Origin of the sequence: Sinomicrobium kalidii (assembly GCF_021183825.1) — a bacterium.
Lineage (GTDB): Bacteria > Bacteroidota > Bacteroidia > Flavobacteriales > Flavobacteriaceae > Sinomicrobium > Sinomicrobium kalidii.
In genome coordinates, this window is sequence record NZ_CP089211.1 from 3,562,109 (window position 1) to 3,585,913 (window position 23,805).

The 23,805-nt window shown below is 43.8% G+C and carries 16 protein-coding genes; 15 read left to right on the forward strand and 1 reads right to left on the reverse strand.

What is annotated here, in order from left to right:
* Positions 1-20: 20 nt before the first annotated feature.
* The 12 genes from LS482_RS14440 to LS482_RS14495 all read left to right on the forward strand — a co-directional run bounded on the left by LS482_RS14440 (position 21) and on the right by LS482_RS14495 (position 16,593).
* A complete protein-coding gene (locus LS482_RS14440) occupies positions 21-1,013 on the forward strand; it encodes an alpha/beta hydrolase (RefSeq protein WP_233028220.1) in 993 nt (330 codons plus the stop codon).
* Positions 1,014-1,404: 391 nt separating this feature from the next.
* Positions 1,405-4,440 carry a SusC/RagA family TonB-linked outer membrane protein gene (locus tag LS482_RS14445; protein ID WP_233028221.1) on the forward strand — a complete coding sequence of 1,012 codons (3,036 nt, stop codon included), beginning with the start codon at positions 1,405-1,407 and terminating at the stop codon, positions 4,438-4,440.
* Between the two features lie 103 nt (positions 4,441-4,543).
* Positions 4,544-6,172: a RagB/SusD family nutrient uptake outer membrane protein gene (locus tag LS482_RS14450; RefSeq protein WP_233028222.1), complete on the forward strand. Its 1,629-nt coding sequence runs from the start codon at positions 4,544-4,546 to the stop codon at positions 6,170-6,172.
* An 86-nt stretch (positions 6,173-6,258) separates the two neighbouring features.
* Complete coding sequence (locus tag LS482_RS14455; RefSeq protein WP_233028223.1) at positions 6,259-8,637, forward strand: glycoside hydrolase family 127 protein; 2,379 nt, start codon at positions 6,259-6,261, stop codon at positions 8,635-8,637.
* Between the two features lie 472 nt (positions 8,638-9,109).
* Positions 9,110-9,490 (forward strand): nuclear transport factor 2-like protein, encoded by a 381-nt coding sequence (locus LS482_RS14460; RefSeq protein ID WP_233028224.1) that lies wholly within the window; start codon positions 9,110-9,112, stop codon positions 9,488-9,490.
* A gap of 198 nt (positions 9,491-9,688) precedes the next feature.
* Positions 9,689-10,954 carry an alpha/beta hydrolase-fold protein gene (locus LS482_RS14465; protein WP_233028225.1) on the forward strand — a complete coding sequence of 422 codons (1,266 nt, stop codon included), beginning with the start codon at positions 9,689-9,691 and terminating at the stop codon, positions 10,952-10,954.
* Positions 10,955-11,093: 139 nt separating this feature from the next.
* Positions 11,094-11,777, forward strand: coding sequence for a Type 1 glutamine amidotransferase-like domain-containing protein (locus tag LS482_RS14470; RefSeq protein WP_233028226.1), 684 nt, complete (start codon positions 11,094-11,096; stop codon positions 11,775-11,777).
* A gap of 151 nt (positions 11,778-11,928) precedes the next feature.
* Complete coding sequence (locus LS482_RS14475; RefSeq protein WP_233028227.1) at positions 11,929-12,933, forward strand: TlpA disulfide reductase family protein; 1,005 nt, start codon at positions 11,929-11,931, stop codon at positions 12,931-12,933.
* A 332-nt stretch (positions 12,934-13,265) separates the two neighbouring features.
* Complete coding sequence (locus tag LS482_RS14480; RefSeq protein WP_233028228.1) at positions 13,266-13,760, forward strand: RidA family protein; 495 nt, start codon at positions 13,266-13,268, stop codon at positions 13,758-13,760.
* Between the two features lie 68 nt (positions 13,761-13,828).
* A complete protein-coding gene (locus LS482_RS14485) occupies positions 13,829-14,038 on the forward strand; it encodes a hypothetical protein (protein WP_233028229.1) in 210 nt (69 codons plus the stop codon).
* Between the two features lie 561 nt (positions 14,039-14,599).
* Positions 14,600-15,907, forward strand: a complete 1,308-nt coding sequence (locus LS482_RS14490) for a Gfo/Idh/MocA family protein (protein ID WP_233028230.1) — start codon at positions 14,600-14,602, stop codon at positions 15,905-15,907.
* A gap of 29 nt (positions 15,908-15,936) precedes the next feature.
* Positions 15,937-16,593 carry a GDSL-type esterase/lipase family protein gene (locus tag LS482_RS14495; protein ID WP_233028231.1) on the forward strand — a complete coding sequence of 219 codons (657 nt, stop codon included), beginning with the start codon at positions 15,937-15,939 and terminating at the stop codon, positions 16,591-16,593.
* Here LS482_RS14495 and LS482_RS14500 read toward each other — a convergent pair.
* A complete protein-coding gene (locus LS482_RS14500) occupies positions 16,574-17,170 on the reverse strand; it encodes an RNA polymerase sigma factor (protein WP_233028232.1) in 597 nt (198 codons plus the stop codon). The genes LS482_RS14495 and LS482_RS14500 overlap by 20 nt on opposite strands.
* A 126-nt stretch (positions 17,171-17,296) precedes the next feature.
* On the opposite strand from LS482_RS14500, the gene LS482_RS14505 reads away from it, so the two are divergent.
* The 3 genes from LS482_RS14505 to LS482_RS14515 all read left to right on the forward strand — a co-directional run bounded on the left by LS482_RS14505 (position 17,297) and on the right by LS482_RS14515 (position 23,779).
* Positions 17,297-18,430 (forward strand): FecR family protein, encoded by a 1,134-nt coding sequence (locus LS482_RS14505; RefSeq protein WP_233028233.1) that lies wholly within the window; start codon positions 17,297-17,299, stop codon positions 18,428-18,430.
* 381 nt (positions 18,431-18,811) lie between these two features.
* Positions 18,812-22,138 carry a TonB-dependent receptor gene (locus LS482_RS14510; RefSeq protein ID WP_233028234.1) on the forward strand — a complete coding sequence of 1,109 codons (3,327 nt, stop codon included), beginning with the start codon at positions 18,812-18,814 and terminating at the stop codon, positions 22,136-22,138.
* 12 nt (positions 22,139-22,150) lie between these two features.
* Complete coding sequence (locus LS482_RS14515; RefSeq protein ID WP_233028235.1) at positions 22,151-23,779, forward strand: RagB/SusD family nutrient uptake outer membrane protein; 1,629 nt, start codon at positions 22,151-22,153, stop codon at positions 23,777-23,779.
* The last annotated feature ends 26 nt before the right edge of the window (positions 23,780-23,805 follow it).

The following is a 23,805-nucleotide window of genomic DNA, read 5'->3' on the forward strand; positions in this document are numbered from 1 at the left end:
GCCGGAAAAATTTAGTTTACATGAAGAGAGCAGCATACTTATTTGGTTTACTGGCAGTGTTATCCTGTAACCCCATGAAAAATACCAACCCTGTTGATATTAAAATAGAGAGCAGGGTAAAGGGAAAGAAAATCAATTTAATGCATTTGAAACCGGAACGTGAAAATCGGGGAGAAGCTATTCTGTTCGTTCACGGAGCGTCTTTCCCCTCTGAACTGGCTTCCGGATTTCGTATGAATGGGATTTCATGGATGGACAATTTGGCCGATGCAGGTTATAATGTATATGCTCTGGATTTCCTGGGCTACGGGAAATCTGACCGATACGACTATATGCTGGGCAACAGTGCGGAAACCGGGAATACGGGCAGGGGAAAAGAAGTCGTAGAAGACATGGATAAGGCTGTCAATTATATTTTAACAGAATTAAATATTTCAGGAATCCATCTTATCGGACATTCCTGGGGAGCAACGGTGTCAGGGCATTATGCCACATTATTCCCTGAAAAGATCAATAAACTTGTTTTGTTTGCTCCTTTCATACAAAGAAACGGAACAACGGATTGGGATAAAACAAAAGCGTTGTATAAGGATCTAACACCTGCACAAAGGGTAAAACAATTTATAAGCAGCATACCCGGGGGACGGGATATGACCTTAGAAGATGAAGTACTTGAGAAATGGAAAAACAAATGGCTGGAAAGCGACCCGACTTCAAAAAACCGAAGTCCTTTTTCGGTTAGATTCCCGTCTGCCTGGCAAATTGATCTATTCGACTGCTGGAATGGAAATTGTTTTTTTGAACCCGGTAAAATCAGGAATTCAACTTTACTGATCAGGGGGGAATGGGATACAACATTTAGTTTTGACGATGCGGAAAAACTATTCGAACAATTACAAAATACACCTTCAAAAAGATATGTGGTTATAGATAGAGGAACTCATGTTTTGCATTTGGAAAAGAATCGTTTTGCACTCTATGATGAAGTTCAATTATTTTTAAAATCGAGATAATTGGGATATTGTGAACCGGTATCTCATTATCAGATATTTTTACTTTCTCCATTATTAAGATATGTCATAAAGAGTTTTAAGGTAAAATTGTCGTACCTGCATTTGAAGGAGAAATTGTATTGGTGCGATGAATGGTTTGTCCACAGATTTGCATTTTTATTTCGTATCCGTTTTCTTTTAATACATGGTAATTAAATAATTAGGATTTTCAGGACAGTATAAATGGCGTTTTGATTTTTATTTGGTGTTGTTTTTACATTTAATTTTGTTTTAATAAATGTTTTATATACATTTATAATCGATTAGCCGCAATCTTTCTCAGAAAAAATTTGGATTTAAGGCAAGGCTTACTATGCCTGATAGTTTTTTTAACCACCAAAAACTTTAATGTATGAAAAAATCAAGCACTAAAAAGAGCAGGATGCACTTCTGGAAAGTTATCTGTGTTCTGATGTATGGCTGTATGTTCACCTCCGGTTTGTTTGCAACAAACCGGGGCAGTGTGGAATCGTACAAGGCTTTTATGAAAGTGACGGGAACGGTTATTTCGGCATCGGATGGTCAGCCTTTACCGGGAGCAACCGTAATGATAAAGGGCACAACCATAGGCACAGTAACCGATTTTGACGGAAATTATGAACTGGATGTTGACGATCCGGGGAGTGCTGTGTTGATGGTTTCTTTTGTAGGGTTTAAAACTGTTGAAATTCCCGTAAACAACCGGGATGTCATAAATGCGAAACTAGAGGAAGATCTTGCACAACTGGATGAAGTGGTTGTAGTGGGGTACGGTACGCAACGAAAAGCTGATGTAACCAGTGCCGTGGCCTCGGTAAAATCGGAAAACTTTGTTCAGGCGCCGGTAAAAGATGCAGGACAGTTGTTACAGGGTAAAGTTGCCGGGCTAAGCGTGGCCTCTCCCAGCGGAGACCCTACTCAGGGCGTGAAGATATCCCTCCGGGGAAATACGACTATTCTGGGAGCTAACGAAGCTCCTCTTGTATTGATAGATGGTATACCGGGAGATCTGAATACGGTTGCCCCGGAAGACATAGCCTCCGTTGATGTATTGAAAGATGGTTCTGCCGCGGCCATTTACGGTGTTCGGGGGAGCAACGGTGTTGTTATCATAACCACAAAAGGGTTCAAGGATGGACAAGTAAATACACTCGACTATAGTGTACAGCTAAGTACACAGCAAATTACCCGCAAACCGGACATGCTTACCGCTGAGGATTACAGGAGACAGATAGATGAAGGGATTCGTGCGGCATCCTGGGACAATGGCCATTCTACTGATTGGTTCAAGGAAGCTACCCAGACCCCGTTCTCACAAGTTCATAATCTTACCTTCCGTGGTGGAAGTTCGGAAACCAACTACCTGTTTAATCTGAATTACAGGGGATTTAACGGGATCATGCTCAAATCTGACAATGAAACATTCAACGGCAGGGTAGATGTGGAACACAACATGTTTGACGGTAAGTTAAAATTCAACCTGGGGATCATTGGAAGGCAAAACTCCTACACAACTACCGGCGATGGTGTAAGCTTTGACAATTGGACCTACAGGCAGATTACTATACAAAACCCGACTTCTTCCCCTAAAGATGAGAACGGGAATTGGTTTCAGGAGGGTATTTTTGATTACGATAACCCCCTGGCCAGGATATACGAGAGCGACGGCCGGAACAAAAGTCAGTATACAAGATATAATGGCCGTGTCACTTTTATGCCTGTGGAAGAGGTACGCCTGCAGGCCAATATGACCTATGATAAATATAACCAATCCCGTGGTTATGCAGAAACCAAACAGCATATCAGTACCACGAGGGACGGGAGAAACGGATATGCCTCTATCGGTAATCAGGAAAATATCTATCGGTTTATAGAATTGACGGGGGAGTACAGGAAGAGTATAGGCAACCATAAGCTTTCCGTACTTGGAGGCTATGGCTACCAGGAAAATGAATTTTTTGAATCCTGGATGCAAAACTGGGATTTTCCGACAGATATTTTCGGATACGCCAATATAGAACAGGGGAAAGCCCTTGCCGAAGGCAGCGCCGTACAAGGTAGTGACAGATCAGAAACCAATCTTATCAGTTTCTTTGGAAGAGGGACCTATAACTATAAAGATAAATACCTGCTTATGGCAAGTATTCGCTACGAGGCGGCAAGCCAGCTCTATGGTACGGAGGACCCCTGGGGTACTTTTCCTGCAGTATCTCTCGGATGGAGGATCAATGAGGAGTCCTTCATGAAGGATATGGATTTTATTGACAATCTGAAGATAAGAGCAGGATACGGAGTTACGGGAAATCAACCGGAAGATCTTTTTCTGGGACCGGCAACCCTGGATTATGCCGATTACTTTTATATTAATGGCGACTGGATCCGCTCACTTTCTCCCAATCAAAATCCCAATCCCTATTTGCGCTGGGAAGAGAAAAAGGAATACAATATCGGGCTGGACTATAGTTTCTTTAATGGTCGCATATCCGGTGCCGTGGATTACTACAACCGAAAAATAGACGGCTTGTTATACGATTACCAGGTGCCCAGTCCCCCCAATATCCATACGGTTACCAGGGCCAATGTGGGCATTATGGAAAATAAAGGGCTGGAATTGGAAATATCTGCTATCCCGGTCAAGACTACCGATTTTACCTGGACCACCCAGTTGTTGTTCTCTACAAATTCCAACAAACTGGTAAGTCTTTCCAATGACCTGTATCAACTCGAATCCAATTATTTTACGGCGGGAAGTACGGGAGTCCCCATCCAGACCCACACACATATTGTGGAGATCGGAAAGCAATTAGGAGATTTTCACGGGTATAAAGTTGTGGACATATCGGATGACGGTTACTGGATATATGAAGATGGCAATGGTGACAGGGTAGGGTATGACGAATTTAACCGGGGTTTTGAAGACAAAAAGATCATCGGTAACGGAATTCCTAAATATCACGGAGGCTGGAACAATACCTTCCGGTACAAAAACTGGGACCTTGGCATTACTATGCGGGGGTCTTTTGATTTCCAGATCATCAATTTTCAACGGATGTATTATGAGAATACCGGGGACGATCGGTATAACAGGCTCCGGTCTGCATATGACAATATCAATGGCAAGACTATTCTGAACAAGAATGTCCCCCTGGAATTCAATAGCCATTATGTGGAAGACGGGGATTTCTGGAAAATAGACAATATTACCCTTGGATATAATTTTAAAGATATAGCCGGAGACATTGTTCGGTCCGCAAGGGTATATCTATCTACCTTAAACACTTTTGTTATCACAAGTTATAAAGGTATAGACCCCGAAGTAGATTGGTCCGGCCTGTCTCCGGGTATTGACAACAGGGATAAATATCCGACCACCCGGACATTTACCCTGGGTATTAATGTAAGCTTTTAACCTGTGGAAAGAATAGTTTTTCAATAAAAGTTACACCAGGACAGGAAACCGAAAAACCTGATGAAGGAAAGAATCAAAGGTTTCCGTCTAAAAAAATAAACCAATGAAAACTGCAAAACTATATATACTTGTCCTGTTATTGCTCGTTGCACTGGCAGGATGTACCGAGCTTAAAGACGATAATTTCGACACCGTAATAAGTGACGAATTTAATGCATCCGAAGACGATGTAAACTCCCTCATTGCTTCTGCCTACATCCCTTGGAGAGAATTGTTCAACAAATGGCAGAGTTATTTCTGGGCCCAGGAAATCTGTGCAGATCAACTCGTTATCCCGAAACGTCCCTGGGGGTGGGTTGATGACGGGGGATACCGGAGGTTCCACACCCATCGCTGGACGCCGGAAGATGCCATTATAGCCTCCTGCTGGCAGAGGGCCTATAAAGGAATAACCACTTGCAACAGGGTCATATACCAGATAGAGAACGACCTTGTGCCTATCGGGGAATTCAAGGAAAGTGCCCTTGCAGAGCTCCGAGTGCTCAGGGCTACCTATTACTGGGTGTTATGCGATATGTACGGCAATGTTCCCATAGTAACCGATTTTGACGTTCCGGACGACTTTTTGCCGGAACAGAATACCCGGAAAGAAGTTTTTGATTTCATAGTTCAGGAACTTGAGGATAATGTGGGGATGATAAGAGAAGACAATATCCAGCTTCCCTCCACCAGGGTACACCGATGGGTGGCGCGTACACTTTTGGCCAAAATGTACCTGAATGCTGAAGTCTATACAGGAACTCCCATGTGGAACGAATGTATAGAACAATGCAATGCTATTATGGAATCCGGTCTTTACAGTCTTGAAGTGTCACAGAAGAGTGTATTTATTACAGATAACTGGCAGTCCACGGAAATTATCTGGGCTTTTATTTATGATGATAATTTCCTTGTCCAGTACTGGGATGATTGGAATGCCTTTGACCATCATATGCAAACCTTACCCCAGGAAATGCAGAGAACCTATAATTTACAGAATTCCCCCTGGGGCGGTATATGTGCCATACCTCAATATATTGACACATATGACCCTGATGATGTCCGGTACAGGGAGAACTGGATAAAAGGGATGCAGTTTGCTGCCAACGGGGATACGTTAATTGTACAGAACGGGGAACAAAAGGGACAAGTGCTCAATCTGGTCAATGAACTTCCGGCGATAGACACTACGGAAGCGAATCACGGTTTGCGGCTCGGTAAATTCGAATATGCCATGGGAGCTGCTTCCATTCTGAACAATGCATTTCCGTTCTTCCGCTATGCCGATGTATTGATGATGAAGGCCGAATGCCTGCTCCGTACAGGTCGTGCCGATGAAGCCGCAGCATTGGTTACGAGGGTCAGGGCACGGAGCTTCAGGGATAATCCCGAAAAAGCTGAAGTTACCGCAGCTGAACTCATGCAGGGCAGTTCATATGATTACGGACACAGAGATGTGCATCAATCCACCAGTGAGGGAGGAGCAGATATCCAATACGGACGCTTTCTTGACGAACTGGGCTATGAGTTTTTTGAAGAAGCCCGCCGCCGTCAGGACATGATACGTTTTGGAGTGTTCACTACAAAATCCTGGTTTTCACATGATGCAAGCGATAGCTACAGGACACTGTTTCCCATTCCGCAGGTCGAGATCAATAAAAACGGCAATCTGGAACAGAATTCCGGGTATTAATGTGGCGATGCAGCACAACAAAGTGGTCTTATAGAAGCAATATGTCTGAAGAATTTTTATGTTGTCATATTACAAAAAACAAATTCATGAAGAAATTAAAATACGGTTTTTTGTTCCTGGTTTTACTCTTTTTTCGGCCGGGACAAGGTCAGTCTTTAGAAAGTTTCCCTCTTTCCGCGGTCAAACTGTCGGAAAGTCCGTTCTACCGGGCACAGCAAACGGATATGAAGTACATCCTCGAACTGGAGCCCGACAGGCTACTGGCGCCGTTTGTAATTGATGCAGGGCTGGAGCCCGAGGCAAAACGGTACGGGAACTGGGAAAATACCGGCCTGGACGGTCATATAGGCGGACATTACCTGTCTGCCCTGGCCATGATGTATGCAGCTACAGGGAATAGTGAATTGCGGGACAGGCTGAATTATATGACAGATGTCCTGGATGAATGCCAGCAGGCCAATGGCAACGGGTATATTGGCGGTATTCCCGGCGGACAGGAAATGTGGAAGGAAATAGCCAAAGGCAAGATCGAAGCGGGAAATTTTTCATTGAACGGTAAATGGGTGCCGTTATATAATATTCATAAACTTTTTGCAGGCCTTCGGGATGCTTATACCATTGCCGGTAATAAAAAAGCACGGGAATTATTGGTAAAACTTTCCGATTGGCTGGTAAACACCACGTCAAAACTTTCCGACGAACAAATACAGGAGCTGTTGGTCAGTGAACACGGGGGGATGAACGAAGTCCTGGCAGATGTAGCAGCCATCACCGGGGATAAAAAGTATCTCACCCTCGCTGAAAAATTTTCACACCGGAAAATACTGGACCCCTTGCTGCATCAAAAAGATCAGCTTACCGGGTTGCATGCCAATACACAAATCCCCAAGGTCATAGGTTTTGAACGCATTGCCGAACTGGACAATAACGACCGGTGGGCCAAAGCATCCGGTTTTTTCTGGAACACCGTAGTGGAAAACCGTACGGTTTCCGTCGGGGGTAATAGCGTGAGGGAGCATTTCCATCCCACAGGTGATTTTTCATCCATGATAGAATCGGTCCAGGGACCTGAAACCTGCAATACCTACAATATGCTTCGGCTCACCAAAATGTTGTTTTTAGCCAGTCCGGAGGGTAAGTACATGGATTATTTTGAAAGAGCACTGTACAATCACATTCTTTCCTCCCAGAACCCCGAAGGCGGTTTTGTATATTTTACGCCCATGCGTCCCAGGCATTACCGGGTGTATTCGCAACCGGAACAAGGATTTTGGTGCTGTGTGGGGTCGGGCCTCGAAAACCACGGAAAATACGGCGAGCTGATCTACGCCCATAACGATACGGACATCTATGTAAACCTCTTTATAGCTTCTTCCCTGAACTGGGAAAAAAAAGGGATTGTCCTCACCCAGGAGACCGGATTCCCGTATGAAGAAGAATCCCGGATCAAACTAAATACAGAAAAACCTTCCCGTTTTAAATTGTATGTTCGTCGCCCCGCCTGGGTAAAGCAGAACGATTTTAAAATAGAAGTAAACGGTAAAGAACAGCATTTACTTTCCGGTCCTTCTGGTTATATGGCAATAGACCGAACCTGGCAGGATGGGGACAACATAGCTGTAAAACTGCCCATGCACACTGTTGCGGAATACCTGGAAGCTGAAAAAACCGGTACCTCACGCTGGGTTTCTTTTGTACACGGGCCCATAGTTCTCGCTGCAATTACCGATACTACCGACCTGGATGGGTTGTTTGCCGACGACAGCAGGATGGGGCACGTGGCCAACGGTGAACTTTATCCCATAGATGAAGCGCCACTGGTGGTCTCGGAAAAGAAGGAAGACCCTGCCGTAAAAGTGAATCCTCTTAAAGAAAACCCTATGACTTTTACTGCTCCGAATCTGATCTATCCGGACAAATACAAAAACCTTAAACTCGTTCCCTTTTTTACGGTGCATAACGCCCGTTACATGATCTACTGGCCTTTGGTGGAAAAAGACAATCTGAACCAAAAACTGGATACCATCCGCAAAAAAGAGAAAAAACGCCTTGCACTGAAAACCCGGACTGTCGACCAGGTAGCTACCGGAGAACAACAGCCCGAAACGGAACACAATTTTAAAGGTGAAAAGACCAATACGGGCATAAACAAGGGCCATTTCTGGAGAGATTCGAGGGCATGGTTCAGTTATGAGCTCAACAATGCAAAAGGGGAGGGGAAAGTGTTACGCATTACCTATTCCGGAGAAGATAAAGACCGTAGCTTTGATATTCTGGTCAACGATGTCCTGTTGGCTGAAGTAAAACCGGACGGCACAAAAGGCAATAAATTATATGATGTGGATTACAAGCTTACGGATGAGATGCTGGAAAAAACAAAAGGCAATTATATAACGGTAAAATTTGTTGCCCGTAAAAATTCAGTAGCCGGCGGAATATACCATATTCGTCTTTTAAAAGATTAACCTCCTCCCATCCAAAACCAAATATAAGGTTATACGTACTCAAAAACACCAAATTTTGATATACAGAATAATGGATGATATATAAAATAATGAATTTTTAAAAATGATCTCAATCTTGTTAAATATTGGTTTTCTTTGAGATTCAGGTCTTTAATTAACAAAAAAGGGTAATTATGTATATTTGTGTGTTGTGCGCAAGCCTGAAACAAAATAAAAAAGATTACAATAATACTGATTATGGCTACTACAGGACTCTTTTCCTGTAGACAAGGCAGTAAATCAAGGCTGGATACAGTTGATACAGAAACAAACGTCGGCTATAATAAATTGGGGATAGAGTGCTGTTATTAATGTAATTACATTAAATGAACTAATCGCTGATCGGAAAGAAAAGTGTCCTGAATTCCCGCACTTGCTATAGCCGGGAATCGTTGGCAACAAGCTGAGAAAAACAACACAAACTGAATTTAATATGACTAAAATCACCGTAAAAACTGATTGTGGAAATGCTCCGAAAAGAGAATTTTTAAAAGAGTTTAACATAGCATTTGCTAAGGAGAATATAGGATTTTTGACCGAAAGTGTAACAGATGATATCGTTTGGAACATTGTTGGCGACAAAAAAATTGCGGGGAAGAAGAATTTTACAGATGAATTGGAGAAAATGAAAACCGAAAAGGCGGCAGAATTAATACTCGACCAAATCTTATCGCACGGAAAAGAAGGCGCCGCAAACGGAGTAATGAAAATGCAGAATGGAAAAAAATATGCGTTTTCGGACTTTTACGAATTTAATAGTGCAAAAGGCGCAAAATTAAAGTCAATAACCTCCTACGTAATTGAAATACAATAAATCACATGGTTTAGATTGCCCCGATAATCGCTGTTAATGATGTAGATGGCAGGCCACACTAAGTAAACGCAATAACGGCGGAATTTTCGGTAGAAAATTCACGCCTTTTTATTAACTTGGTTGTGTTAGCGGAAAATACGCGAGTATTTCCCCGTTACTGACACTTACACAAAACCTTGGCATTCAAATAGAATAATAATGAAATTCAAATACATTTTTCTGATTCTGATATTAACACACTGTCTTAGTTTGTCAGGTCAGGAACAAAATTCATTGCAGCAACTAAGAGCATCAATTCCCTTGAGTTATGCACAACAGGATAGTATTTATTCAGAGATTTTAGACGAAAGCCGAAAAATCAATATATATCTGCCTGAAAGTTTCCATGAAGCCTCGGAAGAGCATCAATATCCGGTGCTTGTGCTACTTGAAGATGAATTCTTTTACATGACCTCTGGTGTGGTAAAACATTTGAGTTCGGTAGAACGAATGCCCGAAACTATTGTCGTCAGTATCTTGGATATGTCTTATATTCCTACTGTCTATACAAATGGAAGCACCTTTTGGCCAGCAGAGAAATTATCGGACGAAAACCCGGGTCCTTTTACCAAACATCTAAAGGAAGAACTTTTCCCGTATCTTGAATCGAATTATCGTGCAAACGATTTTAGAATGATCATAGGATTATCATGGACATCCGTCTACGCCCTTCACACTTTTGTAAAAGAACCGGGATTGTTTGATGCCCATATTGCTGTTGCTGCGGGAGATATTTTAGGTATGGGATATGATGCAGGTGAACGTTTTATTGATTTGATTGCCGGTGAAGTGAAGAATCATCCGGGCAGAAAAAACTACCTGTATATAACGTCATCAGATGGTGATGGCGGAGGAAATTCCCCGGAAATTGGAGAGCACCTTGTCGAACTGGATAGAATTCTTTCACCCCTTGAATCGGAAAATTTTCAATATGTCTCAAAACTATTCCCTAACGAGGGGCACTACGATGTAGCACTTCCGGCGTTGATTGAGGCTCTGGGTATGATTTTCCCAAAAGAGGAATGGTTTGCCAGGTATCGAGACATGGTAAATAAACCCGGAAATGCAATTGATAATATTGATAAATACTATGAACGGTTATCAAAAAAATACGGCTTCCGGATTTTACCAAGAGCAGAACGATGGAATAGTGTAAATAGGCTAAGCTGGATTGGTCCTTACCTAATAAGACAAGGAAGGGTAGCTGAAGGTATAGAAATTATAGAAAGATGGGTCGAACTACGGCCCAACTCGCCCCTTGCACTTAATGAACTTGCAAAAGCATACGAGAACAGTAATCGGATTGAAAAAGCTATTGTGACGTTGTCAAAGGCATATGAGCTTTCTTGTCAGCTGAAATTGCCGGGTTCGGAACAATACCTGAATCACTTGGAAAAACTAAAAACGAATGCGAACAAACAATAAGCAAACTAAGCCGTGAATAGTTTTTGATGCGAGATAATAACTTCGGATGCAAAAAGAACCGGTATACTCACATGAGCCTATCTGGTTGTGGGCAACTTAGAGATAAATTTATCAATCAGGACAATGATATTAAAATAAAATGAAACTTCTTCTCACTTCGGCAGGCATAAGCAATACGAGCATACGCAATGCGCTCGTTGACCTCTTAAATAAACCGATTACTGAGGCAAATGCTCTTTTTATACCCACCGCAATACACGCAATAGCCGGAGGTACTGACATAGCAAGAAAGGTGATTTGCGGAACACTGGGGGACCCTTTCTGCGAGTTGGGCTGGAAATCGTTGGGAGTGCTGGAACTGACTGCGCTGCCCAGCATTAAAAAAGAACTCTGGATCCCGACACTCCGGAAAACCGATGCTTTACTGGTTGGAGGCGGTGACTGCCAATATCTGTGCTACTGGATGCAGCAGTCCGGATTGGCAGAACTCTTGCCATCGCTGCTCCTCAATACGGTCTACGTGGGGCTGAGTGCCGGGAGCATGATTATGACCCGCTTTGGAACGACCTATGGCAACCATACACTGCCAGGGGAAAGTGATAAATCTCTGGGAATTGTTGATTTTGCCCTGCACCCTCATCTGGACCACGAATGGTTTCCGGAAAATTCTTTGGCAAATTTAGAAAAGCTGGCTACTACGATACCCGTGCCGTCTTATGCGATTGACGATAATACCGCTATCAAAGTGACTGACGGAAACATCGAAGTTATCTCCGAGGGACAGTGGAAGCTATTTACTCCGGATAAAACAACGAACGGTTAATACACGCTATAGCTAATACGGGTTGTAGTGGGGCGTTGAGGTTTGTGCAACTTGATAGAGAGAAGTTCCGAAACCCACATGCCCACAGTGTCAAACGTTGTGCACAAGGCTCAAAATAATTTTTGGCTTAAACGTCTAATTCATAGTTTATATGATCTCAGAAAAATTAGTTATTCTCTCTTTAATCGCATTTAATATAATTACGGCTCAAAAGCCCGATTTTTCACTAAGTGGAAAAACTTCGGATATTACAGATGGGACTTACCTATATTTAAGAGATCTGGTAAACGGAGGGAATATTGATTCTGCCCTTGTTCGGAAGAACACATTCAGATTCAATACAGACCTTCCGGAACCTACCTTGTTTGTGATGTTGTTTACAAAAGACCGATCAAAATTTAAAGAATTATGGCTTGAAGAAAGTACAATGACATTTGATGCTACTGAATGTGATTTTAAAAACGCAAAAGTTACAGGTTCAAAAAATCAAACCATAGCAACAAAATTGAATGAGACAGTTTATGCTAATGTCGGGAGCATTCCGGATGATACTTTAAAACAAAAAGAAAAAGATTTCATCAACGATCATTCTGATGCTTTACTAAGTGCATATATTCTATATGGTAATCACCGATGGACTCAAAATGAAATTGGTGAATTTTATTCAAAACTATCCGGAGAAGTCCAAACCTCTTCACTTGGAAAGAAGATTGCAAAAGATTTAGAAAAAGATATTCCGACAATTGGTGAAAAATATACAGACTTCAATCTGACTGACCCTAATGGTAAACCCGAAAATTTATCTGACTCAACAGGAAAACTTACTTTATTACAATTCTGGTCTTCTTCTTGTGATTTCAGTAGAGAAATGAATAGCATACTAACCGGTATTTATCGTAATTATCACTCTAAAGGTTTAGAAATTATAAGTGTTTCCGGAGATACAAATAAGGAAGACTGGCTTAACGCCATAAAAGAGGATAAAGCAAATTGGTCGCAATTAAGCAATTTGCAAGGTTGGAATGGAGAAGTTTTCAGTGCGTATGGCATCCGTTTCACTCCTTCTAATTTTCTAATCGATGAAGAAGGAATAATTGTAGCAAGAAACCTTAGAGGAAAGGAATTAGAAAGAAAAATTAAAGAATACCTGAAATAATAATTTGGATTTTTTCCCGGTTCACAATAATGATTATCCCAAATTAGGAGGCAGCCCTTCAAAGAAAAGAATTGGCTTCGCCAATAAGTCTGCTTTCCTTCCGCCCGGGTATTCGTTTGAATGCAATGGTAGGGAGTCCGTTGCTACAGGACGTTTATAACGTCCGTAAAAATAAGCCTAATCCTGTAGCTTAGATATAATTGTTTTTCTCTAAGGTTCAGGCCTTTTACTAACTAAAATGGTTAATTGCGTACATTTGTGTGTCAGGAACAACTATCCACAGCATTGAATTACATTAACATAAGACCTCTATTAACTTAAATAATTTCCGTATGGATAAAAGGGTAGCAATATTTTGTCTTATCTTATTTGTATTTATTAATACCGGCTGCAATAACAATGCCGGCTCAAAAATACAAACAGAGAAAACCGAAGATAAAAAGGCCCCCGTTGTTAAAGAAAAATGGCATTGGGGCAATCCCGCTAAACAAAGTGAAAGTGCAGGATATGCACAAGTTGTAAAGGCGGGCAACACAATCTATGTTTCCGGCGTTCCTACAGACGATTTAAGCCCGGAGGGTATAGCCGGAGTATACAAAACATTAGAAGAATGTTTGAATGCTTTTGGAGCATCTTCGAAAAATGTAGTGAAAGAAACACTCTATACTACTGATATTGAAACCATGAAAAAATACAATGATGCAAGAAAAGAATTTTATCAGGGCGACTTCCCGGCAGCCAGTTGGGTACAGGTAAGCAGGTTGTATGAACCCGATGCCAAGTTAGAAGTAGATCTAGTTGCACAAATCACGGATGGAGATGAATAAATTATTTTCCCTGTTTGTAAACCTTCTATAGTATTGTTAATAAAACTATTGACCCGAAAAGTGAAGAAATGAAAAACAACACAGCCGGTGAAAGGATAGCCTTTAGCAAAATGGAATTGGAAGAAGCCTGTACGGCAATAACTTCTTTAATCAATAAATGTGAAAAAGCTAAAGTGAAAAACAATTCTGCTCAGGAAACACTATTGAAAAGACGTATTAAAGCATTACAGATTTCAGTCAGTTTGATAGAAGAGAAAATTTCAAAGGCCACTTATTAAAATAAAATCAACTAACTGCCAACGGCCTGCAAGCTGAAAACCGAGAATAATTGAGGAAAACAACTTACATAACGTCCTGGTTTTATTAATGATCGGAATTCCATTATTTGAATTCATGGCATTTAATTCAATGGTGAGTTTAAAATATGAAACAAACGAATTAACCGATTGTATATCTCTGGTTTCCGGAAATGATTTGTGCAAGGCAATAAAAATATTCCACATTTCAGCAATTTTTTTCGGAGTAGCTTTTATTGGCCTTTGTGTATATTTGGAGATATCACCACTATAATAATAACACTCAACCACCTATAGTTTGAACATTTATTGGTCTTTATGAATTTAGAGTTTCATCGCTAATATCAGGCTAACCTATAGGTGGTTGAGTAACGGCCGTCAGGCCGTTGTGCCGAAACCACCGATTTTCCAAGCCTTCTCCTCATTATTTGTTAATTCTGTAAATTTTATTTGTGGTTATTACATTTTATATTTAGTTTTCATGTTTAAAATCCTAAAACCAAAATCGGGGACTTTCAAAACAGTCCCTTGTATAAATTTATTATGAAAAATACCAGACGAGACTTTATCCGCACTTCTGCTGCATTCACGGCGGCGGTAGGTATAGGCACCACAATCCCTTCAGCATTTTCAATGATGGCAGAACAGCCGAAGAAAAAAATACGAATCGGTGCTATAGGCATTAAAGGTATGGGATGGGCCGACCTCAATGCCATTCTGAAACATCCGGATGCCGAATGCACCGCACTCTGTGATGTGGATAAGAACGTACTGGACAAGAGAATAAAAGAGTTGGCAGACAAGGGAATAAAGGTCAAAGGGTATGGCAATTATAAAGATTTACTCGCTTCGAATAAGGTAGATGCCGTAGTCATAGGTACGCCCGATCATTGGCATTGCCTGCAAATGGCCGATGCCTGTGCCGCGGGAAAAGATATATATGTGGAAAAACCTCTTGGTAATTCCATAGCCGAATGTGAAGCTATGGTAAATGCCGCTCAAAAATACGACCGTATTGTACAGGTAGGGCAATGGCAGCGCAGTCAGAAACATTTTCGCGATGCCGTGGATTTTGTACATTCCGGTAAACTGGGAAAGATACGGCTTGTAAAAGCCTGGGCCTACCAGGGGTGGATGAAGAGCATTCCCGTAAAACCGGACGGCCCCGTCCCGGAGGGGGTAGATTATGCAGGCTGGCTGGGCCCTGCTGAAAAACGGCCTTTTAACCCCAACCGTTTTCATTTTGATTTTCGCTGGTTCTGGGACTATGCCGGAGGATTGATGACCGACTGGGGCGTGCATATGCTGGATTACGCCTTGATAGGTATGAAAGCCACCACACCAAAATCGGTTATGGCCTCCGGGGGAAAATTTGCTTATCCCGACGATGCTGCCGAAACCCCGGACACGCTGACCACCGTTTTTGAGTTTGACGATTTTAATGTACAGTGGGAGCATGCCAACGGTATAGACGGAGGCCCTTACGGCAGGAATCACGGGGTGGCTTTTATAGGAAATAAAGGCACATTGGTCCTGAACAGGGACGGATGGGAAGTGATCCCCGAAGAAGGTCGTATGGAAGCCGTACCGCTTCAGAAGAAAGTGGACGACGGACTGGAACTGCATGCCGTTAATTTTATCGAAGCCATTCAAAAAAGAGATAAATCCCTGCTGAACTGCCCGGTAGAAGCGGGGGCGCATATCGCTGTTTTCTCCCAGATGGGGAATATTGCCTATCGTACCGGAAAAAAAATATACTGGGATGATGCAAAAAAGAGTTTTAATGATACCAATGCCGACAAATTGATAGCGGCCTCCTATCATAACGGATACACAATTCCTTCTTTTTAAGAAAAAATCGAAAATATTCAGGATTAAGGATGAAACAAATTTTAATATTTCTTTTTTTATACGGTGTTTGCTTTTTGTCTTTCGCACAGGATGCCGAACGTTTTAAAGAAGACATTAAAGCTTTCCGGCAAGAGTCGGATACGATCAACCTGGCCGATTATGACGCGTTGATCGTAGGAAGTTCATCCGTCCGTATGTGGCAGGATATCGACCGGTATTTTCCCGGGCATAAATTTTTAAATCGCGGCTTTGGCGGTTCGCAGATGAGCGATGTACGCCATTATGCGGAAGAGCTGATCTTCCGTCACCCTTTGGAAAAACTGTTCCTTTACGAGGGCGATAATGATATAGCCTGGGGTAAAAGAGTGGGGCAGGTAAAAAGGGATTTTAAAAAAGTGCTGCGGGAAGTTCAAAAACGGATGCCCGGCACACAGGTCTACATGATTTCGGTAAAACCGTCTTTACAGGAGGAAAGGATGGATAGAAAGCGCAGGTACCTTCGCCTGAACCGCTGGATGGAAAGGTATTGCAACAGGAAAGAACGATTCCATTTTGTGGATGTCTGGCCGGCAATGCTCACGAAAAACGGGGAGCCCCGCGAAGAACTTTTTATAGACGATGGCATACATATGACCCACCTGGGATATGAAATATGGGCAATGAGGATCACCCCTTTTTTGAGGTGAGGTTTTTCCTTTTCCGGAATACCCTGGCCAGGACAAGCAGTACCAGGTGATCGTCTTTAAAGGCTTCCCGGATCTTCTGAAAAGCGATCCGCATCTGGGATTCCACGGTTTTTACAGAAATGTCCAGTTGTACGGCAATATCCCTGTATTTTATTCCTTCCATTTTATTGAGGCGGATGATTTCCCTGCACTTTGGCGGAAGTGATTCGATAACACTTTTCATCCGTTCAATCCGCTTTTCCAGTTGTTCTTCGTCTTCTGCAATGCGTTCGCGTAGCGCCTTTTCCCATAGTTCATCCAGCAAACGGTTGTGTTTCCTGTCTTTTTTAACGCTGTCTATATAACGGTTATGGGCTATGGTGTAAAGGTAATACCGGGGAGACCGGTGCGGGTCCAGTTTATGCCTGTCTTCCCATAAATTAATAAAAGCCTGTTGCACAATGTCTTCAGATTGTACCTTATTGTGTGTATAGGTGGTTATATAGGCTACCAGCCGGTCGTAATAGCACCGGAACAAATACCCGAAAGCCGCTTTGTCGTCTCTTTGTAACGCCCTTACCGCTTCTAACTCATTCATAGAGTGTATATGCTAATTTTTCAGCGTGTTGATAATTATTTGGTGTAAATATTATAAAAAAAATAATTCTTTTAAGGGTTTTTTGCTTATTTCAAGCATATAGAATATAAGATTAAATAAAAAACAGTGAAAACCCTTATCGCAAAACTACTTACCGGGACCATAACCGAACAGGAAAAAGAACGGCTGCGCGAATTATTGAAAGATCCGGACAACCGGACTTTGCTGGAAGAACACATACGTGATTATCACGATCTGAACCTGGCTGTGCTGGAAAATGATGTCGAAGGCGCTTATGCTAAAGTACTACGTGAAATAGAACACGAAAAAAAGCCGGTAAAAAAACTTGTCCCGAAGCTGTTAAGATATGCAGCGGCGATAATTGTATTGTTGGGAATAGGTCTGCTGGGAAAACAATACCTGTCACCCGGTACAGCACCGGATACCCTGGTCCCCAAAGACGAACTGATCACGCTTGATCTGGGTAACGGGCAAATCCGGACCATAGACCCTTCCCGTAACGGACAACTGACGGGTTCGGGCGGAAATACGGTAGCTATGCAATACAAAGGACGGTTGAGTTATGCTTCATCTCCTTCCGGGCAACAACGTGATTACAATACCTTGAAAGTACCCTACGGAAAGCGTTTTCAGGTGGAATTGTCCGATGGGACGGTAGTACATCTCAATGCCGGGACAGAACTGAGGTATCCTGTACGTTTTCCTGCGGATGAAGCCCGGGAAGTACACCTGAAAGGAGAAGCTTATTTTAATGTGAGTGAAGACAAGGAGCATCCCTTTATGGTCAGCGCAGAAGAACTGGACGTAAAAGTATTGGGCACGGAATTCAATGTATCCGTTTATCCCGAAGATGAGGTTACCGATGTTATCCTGGTGGAAGGTTCCGTATCACTGTCCCTGCACGAGGGTGAAAAAGAGGGTGTTACCGTACTCTCGCCCGGAGATAAGGGAACTTTATACCATACGGGGAAGACCATGAGTGTTACACAGGTAAGCACTAATATTTACACGGCATGGATGAATGGTGAACTGGTATTCCGGAGCATGCCATTCAATGATATCCTGAAAAAGCTGGAACGCCATTACAACATCGAAATAGAGAACACCAACGAAACACTGGGGAAAGAACTGTTCAATGCCAGTTTTAACGAGGTCCCGATAGACAGTGTACTGAGTTTTTTCAGTGATGTACACAAAATCGATTTTGAGATAAAGGACAATAAGGTTTTTATCCGGTAAATACCAAATAATCTATTGTATAACCTATTAAAAACATGCAGATATGAAGTAGAATAAATTACCTGGGTTCGGTAATAAAGCTGACTGACCTAATGTAAATCTTTATGAAACTCTGCGAAAACTCCGTGTGTCTCTGCGAAATAGCTATTACACAAAATCGCCCGGAATATTTATAAAGAACCACAGCGTAAAAAAAAAACCGAACTCACGTCAAATAACAACACCTCATTAAAAGGAAACCGGAAAATGGTGGCTCATTTCCCGGTCCTGTGATGTGTGATTAAACTAAAAAAGAGTAACCACAACCAAACGTTTAAATTTATGAAAAAACATCCGAATGGACGGAGGGCGATTCCCCCTTTGTTTAAATTTGACTTAAAGATGAGGCTCACGGTACTGTTTTTACTGGTTGTCCTGTGCGGATTACATGCTAATAACAGCTATTCGCAGAAAAACAGGATAACCCTCAATGCCGACCAGATTACGGTACGCCATGTTATAGACCATATCGAATCGACTACGGATTACAGGTTCATTTACAAAACAAGGCATGTAAACCTGGAGCGGAAAGTTTCGCTGAAAGAACGGAAAAGCAAAATAAAAACCGTACTGGACCACCTGTTTGCCAATACCGGTATAGGATATAAGCTAAGAGGTACCCATATCATTCTCAAACGGGTGGCTGTAAAAAAAGTTTCCGTCCCGCCACAAACCGATCTGCCGGAGCAGGACCCTGTTCAGGTCAGCGGAACTGTTACGGATGAAGAAGGGAATCCGCTGCCGGGCGCCAGTATTGTCGAAAAAGGCACGGCTAACGGTACACAATCCGATTTTGACGGCAATTTTTCCCTGACCGTAAAAGATGAGCGCGCGGTACTTGTCATATCATACATTGGTTTTCAGGCACAAGAGGTCACCGTGGGCGAACAGACCGCTGTTTCCGTAACCCTCCGTGAAGATACCACCAGCCTGGATGAAGTGGTGGTCATTGGCTACGGAACACAGCGCAGGTCGCAGGTGGTAGGGGCCGTAGACCAGGTAGCAGACGAAGCTTTTCAGGGACGTTCCTCCGGGAATACCACGCAGGCCCTGCAGGGGAAATCCCCCAGCGTGGTCATACAACAGCGAAACTCCGAACCCGGTGCAGCACTTAATATCAATATCCGTGGAGTCAGTACCCTGGGAGACAACAGCCCTCTCGTGGTCATAGATGGTATTGTAGGCGGGGATATAAATGCCCTGAACCCTGCCGATATAGAGAGTATTTCCGTCCTCAAGGATGCGGGAAGTGCTGCCATCTACGGTTCAAGGGCAAGTAACGGAGTGGTACTCATCACCACCAAAAAGGGAAGCAAGGAATCCCCGATGACCGTGACCTATAACGGACTTGTAGGTTACAATTCCCCGTATTTTTTCACCAAACCCGTACATGGGTATGAAAACGCCATGCTACGCAACGAAGCTGCTTTTAATTCCGGGGAAACCTCGGCGGTATTTTCTTCGGAACAGATACGGGAATTCAGGGAAAACGGTGATGAAGAATGGTTTGCCGAAGAGATCGTAAAACCCGCGCTGCAGCAAAATCACAATATCTCGGTGTCCGGGGGCAATGAAAATTCCACGTATCTCGTTTCTCTGGGCTACCTGAACCAGCGAAGCAATTTTGTAGGGCCTTCCAAAGGTATGGAAAGGTATAATTACAGGATAAACCTTACCAATGAATACGGTAAGTTTAAACTGACTTCCACACTTGCCTATACCAAACAGAAAATCACCGATCACTCCTTCGGGACCAATACCCTTATGGTCGATGCCTTCCGGGTTCCGCTCTATTACAAACAGAAAGATGAAGAAGGGAGGTATCTCACCAATGACATTTTACAGGAATTCAACCCGCTGGGAATACTCGAAGAAGGAGGGTTCCGGAAATACGACAATGATGACGTATTCGGGAATATCACTGCTGAACTTCAACTTACCGATTACCTGAAACTCCGCGGGGCTTTTGGAGGGCGCTTGTATGCCAACAACCTGTACAGCAGGATAAAAAGGGTGGACTTTTACCCGCAGGGCGTGTACGGTGCCGACCGGAATACAAATGACGAAAACCGCAAGAGTCTGGACCTGAACACCCAGCTCATGGCTGAATTTACCAAAACATTCGGGGATATCCATGATGTAAATATCCTTCTGGGAGCGTCTAACGAAAACCATTCCGATCGCGGCACGGGAATATACAAACGCTATACTGATCCCGACCTGGGAACACCCATTACCGATACGGAGATCAGTGACGATTCGTACAACTCCAACCAGAGTTCCTCCAAGAACAGCCTGAACTCCCTTTTCGGACGGGCATCGTATAATTTTGATGAAAAATACTTTGCCGAATTCAGTTTCCGCTATGATGGTTCCTCTAAGTTCCGCAAGGAAAAACGCTGGGGATTTTTCCCTTCCCTGTCCCTGGGCTACCAGATCACCAAAGAAGATTTTATGAGCGGGTACCGGGACACCTTCGGGAATATTAAGTTAAGGGCATCATACGGGGTGCTCGGCAACCAGAATGTGGGGAATTTCCAGTACCAGACCACATACTTCACTTTCCCCAATGCCTATGGGTTTAATAACACCGGGGTGAGCGGTGCAGGCTATAATTTTGCCAATTCCGATATACAATGGGAAAGGGCAGCCACGTTTAACGCAGGTGTGGACATGGACTTCCTGAATGGGGCACTCAGCGTGTCTTTCGATTATTTCGATAAAGTAACTTCCGATATTCTTGTCGCCCCTGCAGTCCCTGGGGTTTACGGTACCGATCTGCCCGATTTCAATGCAGGGAAAGTGGGCAACCGGGGCTGGGAAGTCAGCGCAACATACCGGCATTACGGCGACCTGTTCCGGCACAGTATTACATTTAACATAGGCGATTCCAGAAACAAGGTACTGGAGTTTCAGGGGAACGAAATACTCACCGGGGTAGAAGAACTCCAGGTGTTATTGCGTGAAGGCCTGCCTTTTAACTCGTATGTAGGGTTGAAAAGGGACGGTTATTTCCGGAGTATGGAAGAAATTGAAGGTGCAGCCGTACCCGAAGGTCTCACGGTAGTTCCCGGCGATAACCGCTATGTGGATGTCAATGAAGACGGGGTGATCAATGATGATGACAAATTCATTTTCGGAAACCCTTTTCCCAGATATACCTATGGGTTTACCTATAATCTCGGTTTCAAAAACCTGGATTTGAGCATTTTTGTACAGGGTGTGGGAAAACGGACCATGATGATACGCGGGGAACAGGTAGAACCCTTCCATTATAACTACGGGATGACCATGTACACCCACCAACTGGACTACTGGACCCCGCAAAACCCCGATGCACGCTATCCGCGCCTGGCCAATAACGGAACCCAGTCCAATACCAACAATTTCAGAAGAGGGTCCGATATGTACCTGTATGACGGCGCTTATTTGCGATTGAAAAACCTCCAGATAGGATACACACTTCCGCAGGAAGTATCGGAAAAACTGGGTATGAAGAGTTACAGGGTTTATTTTTCAGGACAAAACCTGTTCACCCTCTCCAAAGTAAAGTTCGTCGATCCCGAGCTTTCCGAATTTGACAGTAACCTTAATTCTTCGGGTGCAAACAGCGGAAGGGCGTATCCCACCCTCGTGTACTGCGGATTTGGTATAGATATCAGCTTTTAAAAAATCAGACCGATGAAAACTCATATTCGAAATAAAATCAAATATCTCGTATTTCTGGTAGTGCTGGCGACAGCTTGTGAAGACCTGGACCTGGTCCCGGAAAACGAATTTACCGACCAGAACTACTGGACCAGTACGGACAGGGCCATGAGTGTTTTGAACACGGCTTACTCCCAGCTGTTTACCAGTGCCCGTTTTTTCTATAACGAAGCCTTGTCAGACAATGCCTTTAACGGCAGAGGCGACAACCAGGGAGTAGCTTCCATAGCTGCCGGGACCTACGACCCTTCACTGGGCAGGCTCAAAAGTGAATGGAACGATCGTTATGCAGGGATAAAAACCTGTAACCTCCTGCTCGAAAACATAGACCGGATAGAAGACATGGACGGAACCCTGCGTGAGAGGATGAAAGCCGAAGCGCGTTTCATAAGAGCGTTCCAGCATTTTCAGTTGACAACGTGGTTCGGCGATGTGCCGTTGGTGTCTGCCGATCTTTCACTGGAAGAAGCCCAGACCATCAACCGTACACCGCACGAAGAAGTACTGGATTTCATACTGAAGGAATTGGATACGGTGACAACAATTCTACCGGCTAATACGGAATACCCCGAAGCCGATCGCGGAAGGATAACCCGTGGTGCGGCAATAGCGCTAAAAGCCCGGGCACTCCTGTATGAAGGCCGATGGGAAGAAGTGGCGACCACTTGTGAACGGCTTATAAACAACAGTACCAATGGCAGTTATGCACTTTTCTCTTCGTATGAGGGCCTGTTCCTCCCGGAAAACGAATATAACAGCGAAGACATATTCAGCCTGCAATACCTGCCCGAGGACCGTACCTGGGGAGAGTTTTTTGACATGGCACCCTTATCGGCCGGGGCAAGGCTCAACGCCCTGGCACCCACCCAGGAACTGGTAGACAGTTATCCCATGACCAACGGCAAGCCCATAGACGATCCCGGTTCCGGTTATGATGAAGAAAACCCGTATGCCAACAGAGACCCCAGACTTACCCATACCGTGGTCTATCACGGATATGAATGGCAGGACCCGGACGGGGGCAGTCATACGATATATATAGAACCCGGATCGTCGCCGGGGGAACCTACGGATGAATATGTGCCGGGTTCTTCGGCAAGTCCTACCGGGTATTATGTACGAAAGTATTTTGATCCCACCCATCAGTCCTCGCTGGCGTCTGGCCTGAACCTTATGCTCATCCGCTATGCCGATGTACTCCTGATGTATGCCGAAGCCAAAAATGAACTGGGACAGATGGACCAGGGCACCTGGGACATGACCATCAGGGCATTGCGCGAACGCGCCGGTTTTGAGGAGCCGCAGGCGCTTGCCTTCGACAGTTCGCTGGGACAGGAAGCACTGCGCCGGATTATACGGAACGAACGCCGGGTGGAACTGGGAATGGAGGGCCTCCGGATATTCGATATAAGAAGGTGGCGCATTGCAGAAGATGTACTGAACGGCTGGGCACACGGTGCGAAATTCGATCCCGCCTCCCCGGACGACGGTTACATCCGGGCGAACCAGAGGAATTTTGACCCCGGCAAACATTACCTGTGGCCCATACCGAGAGACGAACGCCTTATTAACGGTAACCTTTCCCAGAATCCCGGGTGGTAGGAGACCGGATATAGCTGAAAAACAGG